This is a genomic window from Devosia sp. Micro-HW1, from assembly GCF_056341075.1.
In genome coordinates, this window is record NZ_CP094375.1 from 848,929 (window position 1) to 863,866 (window position 14,938).

Below are 14,938 nucleotides of genomic sequence, written 5' to 3' on the forward strand. Positions count from 1 at the left end.
TGGTGCGGTTCTTTAAGGACAAGACAAGGCCGAGTCAACAGCCCTGCCCGCCTCTTGTTACTTGCCGAGCGCAGCCTTGATGGCGGCGGTAACCTCGGTTACGGGCGCCATGCCGTCGACCGGCTTCAGCAATCCCCTGCCCGAGTAATACGCAACCAGCGGCGCGGTCTGCTCGGAATAGACGCCGAGGCGCTTGCGAAGCACTTCCTCATTGTCGTCGGCGCGGGCGCCACCCGATTCCTTGCCGCGCTGGATAACACGGCGAACCAGTTCGTCGGCGTCCGCCTTGATCTCGATAACAGCATCGAGGGCAATGCCCTTGTCGGCCAGCATGCGATCCAGGGCTTCTGCCTGTGCAATCGTGCGCGGGAAGCCGTCAAGGATGAACCCTGGCTTGCAATCCTCGGCGTCGAGACGCTCGGAGACAATGCCGTTCACGATGGCATCGCTCACCAGGTCGCCGCGGTCAACGATTGCCTTGGCCTCCACCCCGAGCGGGGTCTTGGCCGCAATGGCGGCGCGAAGGATATCACCGGTAGAAAGTTGCGGAATGCCGTAGGCTTCCACCAGAATTTTCGCTTGAGTACCTTTTCCTGCCCCCGGGGGCCCCAGCAGGATCAACCTCATCGACGCTTGCCTCCTCCAAGACGGGACTTTTTCAGCAGCCCTTCATATTGCTGGGCCACCAGGTGGCTCTGGATCTGCGTGATCGTATCAAGCGTCACCGTGACCATGATCAGCAGCGACGTGCCGCCGATAAACTGGCTCACCGCCAACTGGCTGAACAGCACTTCCGGGATCAGAGCAACGACCGTCAGGTAGATCGCCCCGACAACGGTAATGCGGGTTAGCACGTAGTCGATGTGCTGGGCGGTGCGCTCACCCGGACGGATGCCCGGAATGAAGCCGCCGGAACGCTTCAGATTGTCTGCCGTCTCGGTCGGATTGAACACGATGGCCGTGTAGAAGAAGGCGAAGAAAATGATGAAGAAGGCGAACAGCGCAAGATAGAGCGGCTGGCCGCGGCCGAGCAGAGCCGTCACGGTCGTCAGCCAGCCCGGGGCGTTCCCCTGGGCCGCGAACGACGCAATAGTGGCTGGCAGCAGCAGCAGCGACGAACCGAAAATCACCGGGATAACACCGGCAGTATTTAGCTTGAGCGGCAAGTGCGACGTGTCGCCCTGGAACATCTTGTTGCCGACCTGGCGCTTTGGATACTGGATCAGCAAGCGGCGCTGAGCGCGTTCGAAGAACACGATGACCGCAATCACCACGAGGGCCAGAACCAGCATGCCGAGCCCCGCGAAGGCCGGGATGGCACCTGTGCGGGCCAGCTCGAGCGTCTGAGCGACAGTCGCAGGCAGATTCGCCACGATACCGGCGAAAATGATCAGCGAAATGCCGTTACCGACGCCACGCGCGGTAATCTGCTCGCCAAGCCACATCAGGAACATGGTGCCACCGACGAGGGTGATCACGGTCGAAATGCGGAAGAACCAGCCGGGATTGAGCACAACGCCCTGGCTGCCTTCGAGACCGACCGCAATGCCATAGGCCTGCACGACGCAGAAGACCACCGCCAGGTATCGGGTGTACTGGTTGATCTTGCGACGACCAGCCTCACCACCTTCCTTGCGCAGGGCCTCAAGACGCGGCGACGCGGTCGAGATCACCTGCACAACGATCGATGCGGTAATGTAGGGAATGAGGTTCAGCGCGAAAATCGCCATACGCTCGACGGCGCCACCGGAGAACATGTTGAACATGCCGATGATGCCCTGCTGCGACTGTTCAAAAGTCGCGCGGAACGCGTCGGGATCGATACCGGGAACCGGAATGAATGTGCCCAAACGATAAACGAGCAGCGCTCCGAGTGTGAACCAGATGCGCTGCTGAAGGGCCTTGGCCTTCGAAAAGGTCGAGAAACTGAGATTACGTGCCAGCTGTTCGGCTGCGGACGCCATATACCGCTCCTACGGCTTAGATGCCAGGTGCGCTCGGAGCGCTGGAGACGCATATATCAGATATGTGCCGGCCAGACGCAACAAACCAAAAGAGCGCACCCGGCCCAGGGACCGGGTGCGCAACGGCAAGGTTACTTGCCAGCGTAGGGGGTCTTCTTCCAGGTCTCTTTGACCGGGATCAGATCGAGCTTGCCACCGGCCGCCTCGATGGCAGCAGCAGCACCCTTGGTTGCGTAGTCGACCTTGAAGGTAACCTTCTTGGCCGAGAAGCCTTCGGAACCGATCAGACGCACGCCGTCCTTGGGACGACGGATAACGCCAGCGGCCACCAGGGCAGCAGCATCCACGACACCCTTGATGTCGAGCTTGCCGCTGTCGATGTAGGCCTGGATACGGTCGATGCGGACTTCATTGAAGTCGCTCGGGTTCCAGGCATTGAAGCCGCGCTTCGGCATACGCATGTGAAGGGGCATCTGGCCGCCTTCAAAGCCGTTGATCGCGACACCGGCGCGGGCCGTCTGGCCCTTGCCACCGCGGCCACCGGTCTTGCCGACGCCCGAACCGATACCACGGCCGACACGGACGCGGACCTTGTTGGCACCTGCATTGTCACGAAGTTCGTTCAAACGAGTCATTGATCCGACCTTCCTTTACTCGCCGACGACGCGGACGAGGTGCGGGATCTTGTTGATCATGCCGCGAACTTCGGGCGTATCAACCAGCTCACGCTGCTTGTTCATCTTGTTGAGCCCGAGACCGATAAGGGTCGCGCGCTGGCTCTTTTCACGGCGGATCGGCGAACCGATCTGCTGGACGACGATGGTCTTGTCTTTAGCCATTGTACTTCTCCCGGGCCCTATCAGGCTTCGACTGCAGTCTCGCCGCGGCGAGCCTGGAGTTCAGAAACCTTGATGCCGCGACGCGAAGCCACCGAACGGGGGCTGTCGACGCGCTTGAGGGCATCAAACGTGGCGCGGACCATGTTGTACGGGTTCGAGGTACCGGTCGACTTGGCAACGATGTCGTTGATGCCAAGCGTTTCGAACACGGCACGCATCGGACCACCGGCAATGATACCGGTACCTGGAACGGCTGCACGCAGCACGACCTTGCCGGCGCCATGGCGGCCGGTGATGTCGTGGTGAAGCGTACGGGCGTCGCGGAGCGGCACGCGGATCATCTGGCGCTTGGCCTGCTCGGTAGCCTTGCGGATTGCCTCGGGAACTTCACGGGCCTTGCCGTGACCGAAACCGACGCGACCCTTCTGGTCACCGACAACGACGAGGGCAGCGAAACCAAAGCGCTTGCCGCCCTTCACAACCTTGGCCACACGATTGATGTGGACCAGGCGATCGACGAACTCGCTTTCGCGTTCTTGAACGTCTCTGCTCATAATTCTCTTCCTCGCCGCTGTTAGAACTGCAGACCGCCCTCACGGGCAGCGTCTGCAAGGGCCTTAACACGGCCATGATAGATGTAGGAGCCGCGGTCGAAGATGACCTCGGCGACGCCAGCCTTCACACCACGCTCGGCGATCAGCTTGCCAACGGCCACAGCCGCTTCGGCATTGCCGCCGTTCTTGACCGAACCGCGCACGTCCTTTTCGAGGGTCGAGGCGGCAGCCAGCGTACGACCGGTGGAGTCGTCGATGATCTGGGCGTAGATATTCTTGTCCGAGCGGAACACGCTGAGACGGGCGCGACCAAAGGCACGAGCCTTGAGCGCCTTGCGGACACGAGCCTTGCGGCGTTCCGCACCTTTTGCAGAAATTGCCATCGGTGGCGCTCCTTACTTTTTCTTGCCTTCTTTGCGGAAGACCTGCTCGCCGGCGTAACGCACGCCCTTGCCCTTGTAGGGCTCGGGGGGACGCCAGCCGCGGATCTCGGCCGCAACCTGGCCAACGGCCTGCTTGTCGATGCCGGTCACGACGATTTCAGTCGGAGCCGGAACAGCGAGGGTGATCCCAGCAGGAGCGACATAGATCACTTCGTGGCTGAAACCGAGGGACAACTTGACATCCTTGCCCTGCATGGCCGCGCGGTAACCCACGCCCTGGATGGCGAGCTTCTTTTCGAAGCCGGCGCTCACACCAGTGACCATGTTCTGGATCAGCGCGCGGGTGGTGCCCCAAGCAGCGCGAGCCTCACGGGTGTCGTTGGCGGGGGTGACGACGACGCCGTCCGAACCCTGCTCGACATTGACGATGTCCATAAGGGTGAGCGCGAGCTCGCCCTTCGGGCCCTTGGCGGTGACGTTACGACCATTGATCGTAACGGTGACGCCATTTACCGGGGCCACCGGTTTCTTGCCAGTACGTGACATATTCTTTCCTTGAGTAATCGTCTTGCCGATCCTCTAAGCCTAGCGGCTTAGAAGACGCGGCAGAGTACCTCGCCACCCACATTGGCAGCCTTGGCTTCGTGGTCGGCCATCACACCCTTGGGGGTAGAGAGGATCGAAACACCCAGGCCATTGGCAACCTGCGGGATATTCTTGACGGATGCGTAGACGCGACGGCCGGGACGCGAGACGCGCTCGATCGTACGGATGACGCCTTCATTGTCCGAGTACTTGAGTTCAATCTCGTACTCAGCGGCACCGTTCTCGAACTTGGTCTCCGAGTAGCCGCGGATGAAACCCTCGGACTGGAGAACATCCAGCACGCGACCACGAAGGGTCGAAGCCGGAGTCGAAACGGTATTCTTGCGACGCTCCTGAGCGTTGCGGATGCGGGTCAGCATATCGCCGATGGGATCGGAAAAGCTCATCTGATGTTTCTCCTTACCAGCTCGACTTCACCAGACCCGGGATCTGACCCAGGTTGCCCAGCTGACGCAGGGCGATACGGCTCATCTTGAGCTTGCGATAATAACCACGCGGACGGCCCGACACTTCGCAACGGTTGCGAATGCGGATCTTGGCCGAGTTGCGCGGAAGTTCAGCCAACTTGAGGCTAGCCTTGAAACGCTCCTCGATGGGAGTGTCCTGGTTCTTGATGGTCGCCTTGAGGGCAGCACGCTTGTCGGCATACTGCTGCGTCAGAGCGGCGCGCTTCTTGTTCTTTTCGATGGAGCTGGTCTTTGCCATGTCCTGATCCTTTATCCCTTCCCTGCCCGCTTACTGGCGGAACGGGAAGTTGAAAGCCTTGAGAAGCGCGCGGGCTTCATCGTCGTTCTTGGCCGTCGTGCAGATCACGATGTCCATGCCCCAGACCTGATCGATCTGATCATAGTTGATCTCGGGGAAAACGATGTGTTCCTTGAGGCCCATGGCATAGTTGCCATTGCCGTCGAACGCATTCGGGTTCAGGCCACGGAAGTCGCGGACGCGCGGCAGGGCGATGGTCACCAGGCGGTCCAGGAATTCGTACATGCGGGTCTTGCGCAGGGTGACCTTGACGCCCAGCGGCATGTTCTCGCGGACCTTGAAGCCTGCGATCGACTTGCGCGCATGGGTGATGACCGGCTTCTGGCCGGCGATCTTCTGCAGCTCGTCAGCAGCCGACTTCACCTTCTTGGTGTCGTTGACGGCTTCGCCGACGCCCATGTTCAGCACGATCTTGTCAAGGCGCGGAAGCTCCATGACGTTCTTGTAGTTGAACTGCTCACGCAGCGCAGCCTTGATCGTGTTGTCATACTCGGTCCGGAGACGCGGAACGTAAGTCTCAGCCATCGATCTGATCTCCGGTGGTCTTGGCGACGCGGGTCTTCACGCCGTCCTTGATCTGGAAACCGACGCGGGTGGGCTTACCATCCTTGTCGGCGACCGCCAGGTTCGAAAGATGGATCGGCGCTTCCTTGGTGAAGATGCCGGCATCGGTCGAAGCGGTCTGCTTCTGATGGCGCTTCACCAGGTTGATACCCTGGACGAGTGCCTTGGTCTCGGTCGGGATGACGGACAGGACCTGACCGGTCTTGCCCTTATCCTTGCCGGCCAGGACGACGACCTTGTCGCCCTTCTTAATTTTGGAGGCCATTACAGCACCTCTGGGGCAAGCGAGATGATCTTCATGTGGTTCTTGGCGCGGAGCTCGCGCGGAACCGGTCCGAAGATACGGGTGCCGATCGGTTCCTTCTGATTGTTCAGAAGAACGGCGGCGTTCTTGTCGAAACGAATGACGGTGCCGTCGGGACGGCGGATGTCGGTAGCGGTGCGAACCACCACTGCCTTCATCACCTGGCCCTTTTTGACGCGGCCGCGCGGAATAGCGTCCTTGACCGAAACGACGATAATGTCGCCGACCGAGGCGTACTTGCGATGCGAACCGCCCAGCACCTTGATGCACATGACTCGCTTGGCGCCGGAGTTATCGGCGACGTCGAGGTTGGACTGCATCTGGATCATGACTGGATGCCTTCTAGTTTATCGGCTGCACCGTCATCCGGCGCGCCGACCTGAATTGTTTCTCTTACGCGGACGGAACAAGCGCCCAGCGCTTGTTCTTGGAGATCGGCGCAGTTTCCTCGATCCACACGGTCTGACCGACCTTGGCCACGTTGTTTTCGTCGTGGGCGTGGTACTTCTTGGAACGACGGACAGTCTTCTTCAGAAGCGGGTGAGTAAAACGGCGCTCGACACGAACCACGATGGTCTTGTCATTGGCGTCGGAGACCACAGTCCCCTGCAGAACGCGCTTTGGCATGGATCTATTCCTTACTTAGCTGCGTTCTTTTGGCCGAGGACAGTCTTGATCCGCGCGATGTCGCGACGGACTTCCTTGACCCTGGCCGGCTTTTCCAGCTGCTGGGTAGCACGCTGGAAACGCAGGTTGAACTGTTCTTTCTTCAGGTCGACGAGCTGATCTTTCAGTTCGTCTGCGGTCTTGGCCCGCACATCACTGGCTTTCATGCTCGTGTTCCTTAGTCGGCAATACGCGTTACGATACGCGTGGTGATCGGCAACTTCATTGCTCCGAGGCGAAGCGCCTCCTTTGCAACGTCTTCGGGTACGCCGTCAATCTCAAAAACGATGCGGCCGGGCTTTACGCGCGCTGCCCAGTACTCCACCGAACCCTTACCCTTACCCATACGGACTTCGGTCGGCTTCTTGGAAACGGGAAGATCCGGGAAAATTCGGATCCAGACGCGGCCCTGACGCTTCATTTCACGGGTGATCGCACGGCGGGCAGCCTCGATCTGGCGGGCGGTAACACGCTCGGGCTCGGTGGCCTTGAGAGCGTACTGGCCGAAAGCCAGATCGGTACCACCCTTGGCCAGGCCATGGATGCGGCCCTTGTGAGCCTTGCGGAACTTAGTTCTCTTTGGTTGCAGCATAATGAACTAACCTTCTTATGCGCGTTCGCGGTCGCGGTCGCCGCGTTCACGACGCGGTTCGCGCTCGGTACGCTGACCGCCCTCACCACCTTCGGTGGCGCGACGTTCATGAGCCGACGGATCATGCTCAAGGACTTCGCCCTTGAAGACCCAGACCTTGATGCCGATGATGCCGTAGGTGGTCGCGGCTTCAGCAGTACCGTAGTCGATATCGGCACGCAGGGTGTGCAGCGGCACGCGGCCTTCGCGGTACCATTCGGTACGAGCGATGTCGGCGCCACCGAGACGACCGCCGACATTGACGCGGATACCACCGGCGCCCATGCGGATTGCGGTCTGAACGGCGCGCTTCATGGCGCGACGGAATGCCACACGGCGTTCCAGCTGCTGGGCAATGCCCTGGGCAACGAGGGTCGCATCGGTTTCCGGCTTGCGCACTTCAACGATGTTGATGTGCACTTCGCTGTCGGTGAACTTCTTCACCTTGGCGCGGATCTTGTCGATGTCAGCGCCCTTCTTGCCGATCACGATGCCCGGACGGGCGGTGTGGATCGACACGCGGCACTTGCGGTGCGGACGCTCGATGACGATCTTGGAGACCGCAGCGGCCTTCAGATCTTCCATCAGCATGGTGCGGATCTTCAGGTCTTCCTGAAGCAGCGTGCCATACTCGCCCTTGTTGGCGAACCAGCGGCTGTCCCAGGTCCGGTTGATGCCCAGACGGAAGCCGATTGGATTGATTTTCTGGCCCATTATGCGGCCTCCTCAACTTGCCGGACAACAATCGTCAGGTGAGAGAACGGCTTCTCGATACGGGCGGACTTGCCGCGACCGCGAGCGGTGAAGCGCTTCATTACCAGCGAATTGCCCACATAGGCTTCGGCAACGACGAGGGCGTCGGTGTCCAGGCCGTGGTTGTTTTCGGCATTGGCGATGGCGCTCTCGAGCACCTTTTTCACCTGGCCGGAGATGCGCTTGTGGCTGAATTCGAGATCGGCCAGGGCCCTCTCAACCTTCTTGCCACGGATCAACTGCGCGACGAGGTTCAGCTTCTGAGGGCTGATGCGCAGCATGCGCAGGACAGCCTTTGCCTCGTTATCCTTGAGAGCGCGCTCAGTCTTTGGCTTGCTCATCTCTTACTTCCTCTTGGCCTTCTTGTCGGCCGCGTGACCGTAATAGGTACGGGTCGGGGCGAACTCGCCAAACTTGTGGCCGATCATGTCTTCGGTGACGGACACCGGGACGTGCTTCTGACCGTTGTGGACACCAAAGGTGATGCCAACGAACTGCGGAAGAATGGTCGAGCGACGGGACCAGATCTTGACCACATCGTTGCGGCCAGAGGACTGGGCCTTCTCGGCCTTCTTGAGCAGATAGCCGTCGACGAACGGCCCCTTCCAAATCGAACGGGTCATGTCTTACCTGCCCTTCTTCACGTGACGGCTGCGAACGATAAACTGGTCCGTAGCCTTGTTGCTGCGCGTACGCTTACCCTTGGTCGGCTTGCCCCAAGGGGAAACCGGGTGACGGCCACCAGAGGTACGGCCTTCACCACCACCATGCGGGTGGTCGACCGGGTTCATGGTCACACCGCGGTTGACCGGCTTGCGGCCGAGCCAGCGATTGCGACCGGCCTTGCCGAGCGAGGTGTTGGCGTGGTCCTGGTTCGAGACGGCACCGACGGTGGCAAGGCAAGTGCCATGCACACGACGCTGCTCACCCGAGTTCAGGCGAAGGATCGCCCAACCGGAGTCACGACCGACGTACTGGGCATAGGCACCAGCCGAACGGGCCACCTGGCCGCCCTTGCGGGGCTTGAGCTCGATATTGTGCACGATCGTACCGACCGGCATGCGTTCGAGCGGCATGGCATTGCCCGGCTTGACGTCCGCGCCGTTCAGCGAGGAGACGACCTTGTCGCCCGCAGCCAGACGCTGCGGAGCAACGATATAGGCCAGCTCGCCATCTTCGTACTTGATCAGGGCGATCCAGGCGGTGCGGTTCGGATCGTATTCGAGACGTTCTACGGTCCCGACTGCGTCGAACTTCACGCGCTTGAAGTCCACCATACGGTAGCTGCGCTTATGACCGCCGCCACGATGGAAAGCCGTGATGCGACCGGTATTGTTACGGCCGCCCTTCTTGCTGAGGCCTTCGGTCAGAGCCTTGACCGGGGCGCCCTTCCACAGTTCCGAACGGTCGGTCGTGATAAGGGTACGACGGCCTTCAGAGGTGGGGTTGTAAGTCTTTAGAGCCATTTTGCTGTCTCTTGTCCCTTAGAGGCCGGTCGAAATATCGATCGACTGGCCGTCGACCAGGGTCACGATGGCCTTCTTGACGTCGTTGCGGACGCCAACCTTGCCACGGAAGCGCTTCACCTTGCCCTTGCGGACCAGGGTGTTCACTGCCTTGACCTTCACCGAGAAAAGCTGCTCGACGGCGGCCTTGATCTCGGTCTTGCTGGCATCGATCGCCACGTCGAAAACGACCTGGTTGTATTCCGAAGCCATCGTCGACTTTTCAGTCACGACGGGGTTACGGACGATGTCGTAAGCGGCAAGCTTGTTCATGCGAACCTCGCTTCGAGCGCTTCGAGCGCTGCCTTGGTGAGGACCAGCTTGTCGCGCTTCAGGATCGAAACAACGTTGATGCCCTGGATGGGCAGAACGTCGATATTCGGGATGTTGCGGGCGGCCAGAGCAAAGTTCTGGTCGACATTGGCGCCATCGATGATCAGCGCGCTAGCCCATTCGAGCTTGCCGAAGGTGGTGCGCAGAGCAGCGGTCTTGGCTTCCTTCTGAACAACGCTGTCGATAACGATCAGCGAGCCAGCCTTGGCCTTGGACGACAGAGCATGCTTCAGAGCCAGGACGCGGACCTTCTTGGGAAGATCGATCGCGTGGCTGCGCGGAGTCGGACCGAATGCACGGCCACCACCACGGAACTGCGGAGCCTTGCGATCGCCGTGACGAGCACCGCCGCCCTTCTGCTTCTTGAACTTCTTGCCCGTCAGAGCGCCTTCCGACCGGTTCTTCACGTCATGCGTGCCGGCCATGGCCTTGAGCTGCTGGTAGCGAACCATGCGGTGCAGGATGTCAGGGCGAACTTCGAGACCGAAGACATCGTCCTTGAGATCCACCGAACCGGCGGCCTTACCCTCGAGTGTGGTTACCTTGAGTTCCATTTACTTCGCTTCTCCCGCAGCTGCGGCCTCGAACGAGCCCGGGAAGGCAGCGTTCGCGGGAGCCGGCTTCTTGACGGCATCCTTGATCATGATCCAGGCGCCCTTGGCGCCGGGAACCGAACCCTGGATCATGATCAGGCCACGTTCCACGTCGGTCTTGACGACCTTGACGTTCTGCGTGGTGATGCGACGATCGCCCATGTGGCCCGGCATCTTCTTGTTCTTGAAGGTCTTGCCCGGGTCCTGACGGCCACCGGTCGAACCGATCGAGCGGTGCGACACAGACACACCGTGGGAGGCACGCAGACCGCCGAAGTTCCAGCGCTTCATACCGCCAGCAAAGCCCTTACCGATCGAGGTACCGGTCACGTCGACCAGCTGACCATCGGCAAAGTGATCGGCCTTGAGCGTAGCGCCAACCTCGATGAGGTTGTCGGCATCCACGCGGAACTCAGCCACGTGACGCTTGGGCTCGACCTTGGCAACGGCGTACTGGCCGCGCTCAGCCTTGGAGACATTCTTGGCCTTCGCCTGGCCGGCACCCAGCTGCAGGGCGACATATCCGTCCTTCTCGACGGAACGCTGGCCCACCACCTGGCAGTTCTGCAGACTCAACACCGTCACGGGGACGTGGTTACCGTCCTCGGTGAAGATGCGGGTCATCCCCAGCTTCTGTGCGATCAATCCAGAACGCATCGGTTTTACCTTCTTGTTGGCGCTCTGCCGGGTCGTGACTTCAGAGGACCCATTTAGCGGCAGGCGCGGAATATCTTTGTAGTCTTAGAGCTTGATTTCGACGTCGACGCCGGCGGCGAGATCGAGCTTCATAAGTGCATCGACCGTCTGGGGAGTCGGGTCCACAATGTCAAGCAGACGCTTGTGGGTCCGGATCTCGAACTGCTCACGCGCCTTCTTGTCGATATGGGGCGAGCGGTTCACGGTGAACTTGTCGATGCGGGTCGGCAGCGGGATCGGACCGCGAACCTGGGCACCCGTGCGCTTGGCGGTATTGACGATTTCGCGGGTCGAAGTGTCGAGCACGCGGTGGTCAAACGCCTTGAGGCGGATGCGGATATTCTGACCGTTCATCTTCACAATCCTGAATTAAAAGGTTCGCGGCGCGCGTTCATCCGCGCGCCGCGAATTTCTCGAAGAAGCTTACTTCAGGATCTTCGCGACGACGCCGGCGCCGACAGTGCGGCCACCTTCACGGATAGCGAAGCGGAGCTTCTCTTCCATGGCGATCGGAACGATGAGCTGAACGTTCATGTTGATGTTGTCGCCCGGCATAACCATCTCGGTGCCTTCCGGCAGGGTCACGATGCCGGTCACGTCGGTGGTGCGGAAGTAGAACTGCGGACGGTAGTTGCCGAAGAACGGAGTGTGACGGCCGCCTTCTTCCTTGGTGAGGATGTAGGCCTCAGCAACGAAGTCGGTGTGCGGGGTCACGGAACCGGGCTTGCAGAGAACCTGGCCACGTTCCACCTGGGTGCGGTCGATACCACGGATCAGGGCGCCGATGTTGTCGCCAGCTTCACCCGAGTCGAGCAGCTTGCGGAACATTTCAACACCGGTAACGGTGGTCTTCTGGGTGGCCTTGATGCCGACGATTTCGACTTCTTCGCCAACCTTGACGATGCCGCGCTCAACGCGACCGGTCACCACGGTACCGCGACCCGAGATCGAGAACACGTCTTCGATCGGGAGCAGGAAGGGCTGGTCGATCGGACGTTCCGGCTGCGGAATGTACGAGTCGACGGCAGCCATCAGCTCGAGAACGGCGTCGTGGCCGAGCTTCGGATCGCCATTTTCCAGAGCAACGAGGGCCGAACCCTTGATGATCGGGATATCGTCGCCGGGGAATTCGTACGAGGACAGCAGTTCACGGACTTCGAGTTCAACGAGCTCGAGCAGTTCCGGATCGTCGACCATGTCGCACTTGTTCAGGAACACGACCAGGGCCGGAACGCCAACCTGACGGGCGAGCAGGATGTGCTCGCGGGTCTGCGGCATCGGGCCGTCGGCAGCCGACACAACCAGGATCGCGCCGTCCATCTGGGCAGCACCGGTGATCATGTTCTTCACATAGTCAGCGTGGCCGGGGCAGTCGACGTGAGCGTAGTGACGGTTGGTGGTCTCGTACTCGACGTGAGCGGTGTTGATGGTGATGCCGCGGGCCTTCTCTTCCGGAGCGGCGTCGATCTGATCGTACGCCTTGAAGGTGGCGCCGCCGGTCTCGGCCAGGACCTTGGTGATCGCTGCGGTCAGCGAGGTCTTGCCATGGTCAACGTGACCGATGGTGCCGATGTTACAGTGCGGCTTGTTACGGGCAAATTTTTCCTTCGCCATCGCTTTTCTCCAAATTCGTCAGCGCAATCGCCGACATTCAGTTGAGTTTAGTAGCTTGCGCTGTTTTTAGGCGTATTTGGCCTGGACTTCGTCGGCGACAGCCTGCGGGACCTGCTCGTAGTGATCCATCACCATCGAGTATTGGGCCCGACCCTGGCTCATCGACCGGAGCGAATTCACGTAGCCGAACATGTTGGCAAGCGGCACAAATGCATTCACCACCTGGACCACACCACGGCTTTCAGTGCCCTGGATCTGTCCGCGACGGGAATTCAAATCACCGATGACGTCGCCCATGTACTCATCCGGCGTCGTAACTTCAACCTTCATGATCGGTTCGAGGATCTTCGGACCGGCTTCACGCAGCGCTTCGCGGAAACCCGCGCGGGCTGCGATTTCGAATGCCAGCACCGAGGAGTCCACGTCGTGGTAGGCACCGTCGACGAGGGTCACCTTCACGTCCACGACCGGGAAGCCGATCAGCGGGCCTGCGCCCATGACCGATTCGAGGCCCTTCTGGACGCCGGGGACGTATTCGCGCGGCACAGCGCCACCAACGATGGCGTTGACGAATTCAAGGCCCTTGCCGACTTCACCCGGCTCGACAGTGAACTTGATGCGGGCGAACTGACCCGAACCACCAGACTGCTTCTTGTGGGTGTAGTCCTTCTCGGTCTTACGCGTGATGGTTTCACGGTAAGCAACCTGCGGCTGGCCGACATTGGCCTCGACTTTGAACTCACGACGCATGCGGTCGACAATGATGTCGAGGTGAAGTTCACCCATGCCCGAGATGATGGTCTGGCCGGATTCCTCGTCGGTCTTGACGCGGAAGGACGGATCTTCAGCGGCCAGGCGGTTCAGGGCGAGGCCCATCTTTTCCTGGTCAGCCTTGGACTTCGGCTCGACAGAGATGTCGATGACCGGTTCCGGGAAGATCATGCGCTCGAGGATAACCTGCGAGTTCGACGGGCACAGGGTGTCACCAGTGGTGGTGTCCTTGAGACCGACGATGGCGACGATGTCACCAGCATAGGCTTCCGTGATCTGCTCGCGGCTGTTGGCGTGCATCTGGAACATGCGGCCGACGCGTTCGCGCTTGCCCTTCACGGTGTTTTCCAGCTGCGCACCGGCTTCGAGGTGACCCGAATAGATGCGGCAGAAGGTCAGCGAGCCCATATGCGGGTCGTTGGCGATCTTGAAAGCCAGCATCGAGAGCGGCTCGTTATCGTCGGCATGACGCTCGATCGGCTCTTCGGTCTTCGCGTCGATACCCTGAATAGCGGGCACGTCGATCGGCGACGGCAGGAAGTCGATAACGCCGTCCAGCAGGGGCTGCACGCCCTTGTTCTTGAAGGCCGAGCCAGCAAAGATCAGGAAGAACTTCGCATCGATGACGCCCTTGCGGAGCAGACGACGGATGGTGTCGTTGTTCGGCAGTTCGCCTTCGAGGTAAGCTTCCATCGCGGCGTCGTCCATTTCGACGGCAGCCTCGATCATGGCTTCGCGGTACTTCGCGGCCTTGTCCTTGAGGTCAGCCGGGATCTCGACGACATCCCACTGAGCGCCCAGCTCTTCATTGCGCCAGACGATGGCATTCATCTCGATGAGATCGACGACGCCCTTGAACTCGTTCTCGGCGCCAATCGGCAGCTGAACCGGAACGCCCTTGGCGCCCAGACGCGAACCAACCATCTCCACGCAGCGGTAGAAGTCGGCACCGATCTTGTCCATCTTGTTGACGAAGATCAGACGCGGAACGTGATACTTGTCAGCCTGGCGCCAGACGGTTTCGGTCTGGGGCTCAACGCCGGCATTGGCGTCCAGCAGGGCGACGGCACCGTCAAGCACGCGCAGCGAACGTTCGACTTCAATGGTGAAGTCCACGTGGCCGGGAGTGTCGATGATGTTGAAGCGGTGCTGGGTACCGTTGCGGTCCTTCCAGAACGTGGTCGTGGCAGCCGAGGTGATCGTGATGCCGCGTTCCTGCTCCTGCTCCATCCAGTCCATGGTAGCGGCGCCGTCATGGACTTCGCCGATCTTATGGGACTTGCCGGTGTAGTAGAGGATGCGCTCGGTCGTGGTCGTCTTGCCAGCATCGATGTGAGCCATGATGCCGAAGTTACGATAGAGATTGATCGGGTATTCGCGTGCCATGGGGCGCTCCT

Annotated in this window: 25 protein-coding genes; all 25 read right to left on the reverse strand. The window is 60.4% G+C overall.

Features of this window, described 5'->3' with window-relative positions; genetic code table 11:
* Positions 1-57: 57 nt before the first annotated feature.
* On the reverse strand, positions 58-627 hold the full coding sequence (locus MQW79_RS03925; protein WP_476586951.1) for an adenylate kinase: 570 nt from the start codon (positions 625-627) through the stop codon (positions 58-60).
* Positions 624-1,964 carry a preprotein translocase subunit SecY gene (gene secY / locus MQW79_RS03930; protein ID WP_476586952.1) on the reverse strand — a complete coding sequence of 447 codons (1,341 nt, stop codon included), beginning with the start codon at positions 1,962-1,964 and terminating at the stop codon, positions 624-626. Before secY ends, MQW79_RS03925 begins: the two co-directional genes overlap by 4 nt.
* Positions 1,965-2,095: 131 nt before the next feature.
* Positions 2,096-2,599, reverse strand: coding sequence for a 50S ribosomal protein L15 (gene rplO / locus MQW79_RS03935; protein WP_476586953.1), 504 nt, complete (start codon positions 2,597-2,599; stop codon positions 2,096-2,098).
* A gap of 15 nt (positions 2,600-2,614) precedes the next feature.
* A complete protein-coding gene (rpmD, locus tag MQW79_RS03940; protein WP_198875325.1) occupies positions 2,615-2,803 on the reverse strand; it encodes a 50S ribosomal protein L30 in 189 nt (62 codons plus the stop codon).
* Between the two features lie 20 nt (positions 2,804-2,823).
* Positions 2,824-3,357, reverse strand: coding sequence for a 30S ribosomal protein S5 (gene rpsE, locus MQW79_RS03945; RefSeq protein WP_476586954.1), 534 nt, complete (start codon positions 3,355-3,357; stop codon positions 2,824-2,826).
* 20 nt (positions 3,358-3,377) lie between these two features.
* Positions 3,378-3,740 (reverse strand): 50S ribosomal protein L18, encoded by a 363-nt coding sequence (gene rplR / locus MQW79_RS03950; RefSeq protein WP_476586956.1) that lies wholly within the window; start codon positions 3,738-3,740, stop codon positions 3,378-3,380.
* A 12-nt stretch (positions 3,741-3,752) separates the two neighbouring features.
* Positions 3,753-4,286 carry a 50S ribosomal protein L6 gene (rplF, locus tag MQW79_RS03955; RefSeq protein ID WP_476586958.1) on the reverse strand — a complete coding sequence of 178 codons (534 nt, stop codon included), beginning with the start codon at positions 4,284-4,286 and terminating at the stop codon, positions 3,753-3,755.
* A gap of 47 nt (positions 4,287-4,333) precedes the next feature.
* Positions 4,334-4,732 carry a 30S ribosomal protein S8 gene (gene rpsH, locus MQW79_RS03960; protein WP_035080850.1) on the reverse strand — a complete coding sequence of 133 codons (399 nt, stop codon included), beginning with the start codon at positions 4,730-4,732 and terminating at the stop codon, positions 4,334-4,336.
* Between the two features lie 13 nt (positions 4,733-4,745).
* Entirely contained in the window at positions 4,746-5,051 is a 306-nt protein-coding gene (rpsN, locus tag MQW79_RS03965; RefSeq protein ID WP_476586959.1) for a 30S ribosomal protein S14, read from the reverse strand.
* Positions 5,052-5,081: 30 nt separating this feature from the next.
* Positions 5,082-5,636 carry a 50S ribosomal protein L5 gene (gene rplE, locus MQW79_RS03970; RefSeq protein ID WP_476586960.1) on the reverse strand — a complete coding sequence of 185 codons (555 nt, stop codon included), beginning with the start codon at positions 5,634-5,636 and terminating at the stop codon, positions 5,082-5,084.
* Complete coding sequence (gene rplX, locus MQW79_RS03975) at positions 5,629-5,940, reverse strand: 50S ribosomal protein L24 (protein WP_476586961.1); 312 nt, start codon at positions 5,938-5,940, stop codon at positions 5,629-5,631. Before rplX ends, rplE begins: the two co-directional genes overlap by 8 nt.
* On the reverse strand, positions 5,940-6,308 hold the full coding sequence (rplN, locus tag MQW79_RS03980) for a 50S ribosomal protein L14 (RefSeq protein WP_086469610.1): 369 nt from the start codon (positions 6,306-6,308) through the stop codon (positions 5,940-5,942). The genes rplX and rplN overlap by 1 nt, the downstream gene beginning before the upstream one ends.
* A 64-nt stretch (positions 6,309-6,372) precedes the next feature.
* Entirely contained in the window at positions 6,373-6,606 is a 234-nt protein-coding gene (gene rpsQ / locus MQW79_RS03985) for a 30S ribosomal protein S17 (protein WP_046104451.1), read from the reverse strand.
* 11 nt (positions 6,607-6,617) lie between these two features.
* On the reverse strand, positions 6,618-6,812 hold the full coding sequence (gene rpmC / locus MQW79_RS03990; protein WP_086469611.1) for a 50S ribosomal protein L29: 195 nt from the start codon (positions 6,810-6,812) through the stop codon (positions 6,618-6,620).
* Between the two features lie 11 nt (positions 6,813-6,823).
* Positions 6,824-7,237, reverse strand: a complete 414-nt coding sequence (gene rplP, locus MQW79_RS03995; RefSeq protein WP_046104453.1) for a 50S ribosomal protein L16 — start codon at positions 7,235-7,237, stop codon at positions 6,824-6,826.
* A 15-nt stretch (positions 7,238-7,252) separates the two neighbouring features.
* Entirely contained in the window at positions 7,253-7,990 is a 738-nt protein-coding gene (gene rpsC / locus MQW79_RS04000) for a 30S ribosomal protein S3 (RefSeq protein WP_476586963.1), read from the reverse strand.
* Positions 7,990-8,370 carry a 50S ribosomal protein L22 gene (gene rplV, locus MQW79_RS04005; protein ID WP_086469613.1) on the reverse strand — a complete coding sequence of 127 codons (381 nt, stop codon included), beginning with the start codon at positions 8,368-8,370 and terminating at the stop codon, positions 7,990-7,992. The genes rpsC and rplV overlap by 1 nt, the downstream gene beginning before the upstream one ends.
* A 3-nt stretch (positions 8,371-8,373) precedes the next feature.
* The gene (gene rpsS / locus MQW79_RS04010; RefSeq protein WP_086469614.1) at positions 8,374-8,652 is read right to left on the reverse strand and encodes a 30S ribosomal protein S19; all 279 of its coding nucleotides are present in this window, start codon (positions 8,650-8,652) and stop codon (positions 8,374-8,376) included.
* Positions 8,653-8,655: 3 nt separating this feature from the next.
* A complete protein-coding gene (gene rplB, locus MQW79_RS04015) occupies positions 8,656-9,495 on the reverse strand; it encodes a 50S ribosomal protein L2 (protein WP_476586965.1) in 840 nt (279 codons plus the stop codon).
* Positions 9,496-9,513: 18 nt separating this feature from the next.
* Entirely contained in the window at positions 9,514-9,807 is a 294-nt protein-coding gene (locus MQW79_RS04020; RefSeq protein WP_198875315.1) for a 50S ribosomal protein L23, read from the reverse strand.
* Positions 9,804-10,421, reverse strand: coding sequence for a 50S ribosomal protein L4 (gene rplD, locus MQW79_RS04025; RefSeq protein ID WP_476586966.1), 618 nt, complete (start codon positions 10,419-10,421; stop codon positions 9,804-9,806). Before rplD ends, MQW79_RS04020 begins: the two co-directional genes overlap by 4 nt.
* The gene (rplC, locus tag MQW79_RS04030; protein ID WP_476586967.1) at positions 10,422-11,117 is read right to left on the reverse strand and encodes a 50S ribosomal protein L3; all 696 of its coding nucleotides are present in this window, start codon (positions 11,115-11,117) and stop codon (positions 10,422-10,424) included.
* A gap of 84 nt (positions 11,118-11,201) precedes the next feature.
* The gene (gene rpsJ, locus MQW79_RS04035; RefSeq protein ID WP_035080820.1) at positions 11,202-11,510 is read right to left on the reverse strand and encodes a 30S ribosomal protein S10; all 309 of its coding nucleotides are present in this window, start codon (positions 11,508-11,510) and stop codon (positions 11,202-11,204) included.
* 69 nt (positions 11,511-11,579) lie between these two features.
* A complete protein-coding gene (gene tuf / locus MQW79_RS04040) occupies positions 11,580-12,770 on the reverse strand; it encodes an elongation factor Tu (RefSeq protein ID WP_086469618.1) in 1,191 nt (396 codons plus the stop codon).
* A gap of 66 nt (positions 12,771-12,836) precedes the next feature.
* Positions 12,837-14,927 carry an elongation factor G gene (gene fusA / locus MQW79_RS04045; protein WP_476586969.1) on the reverse strand — a complete coding sequence of 697 codons (2,091 nt, stop codon included), beginning with the start codon at positions 14,925-14,927 and terminating at the stop codon, positions 12,837-12,839.
* Positions 14,928-14,938: the final 11 nt, after the last annotated feature.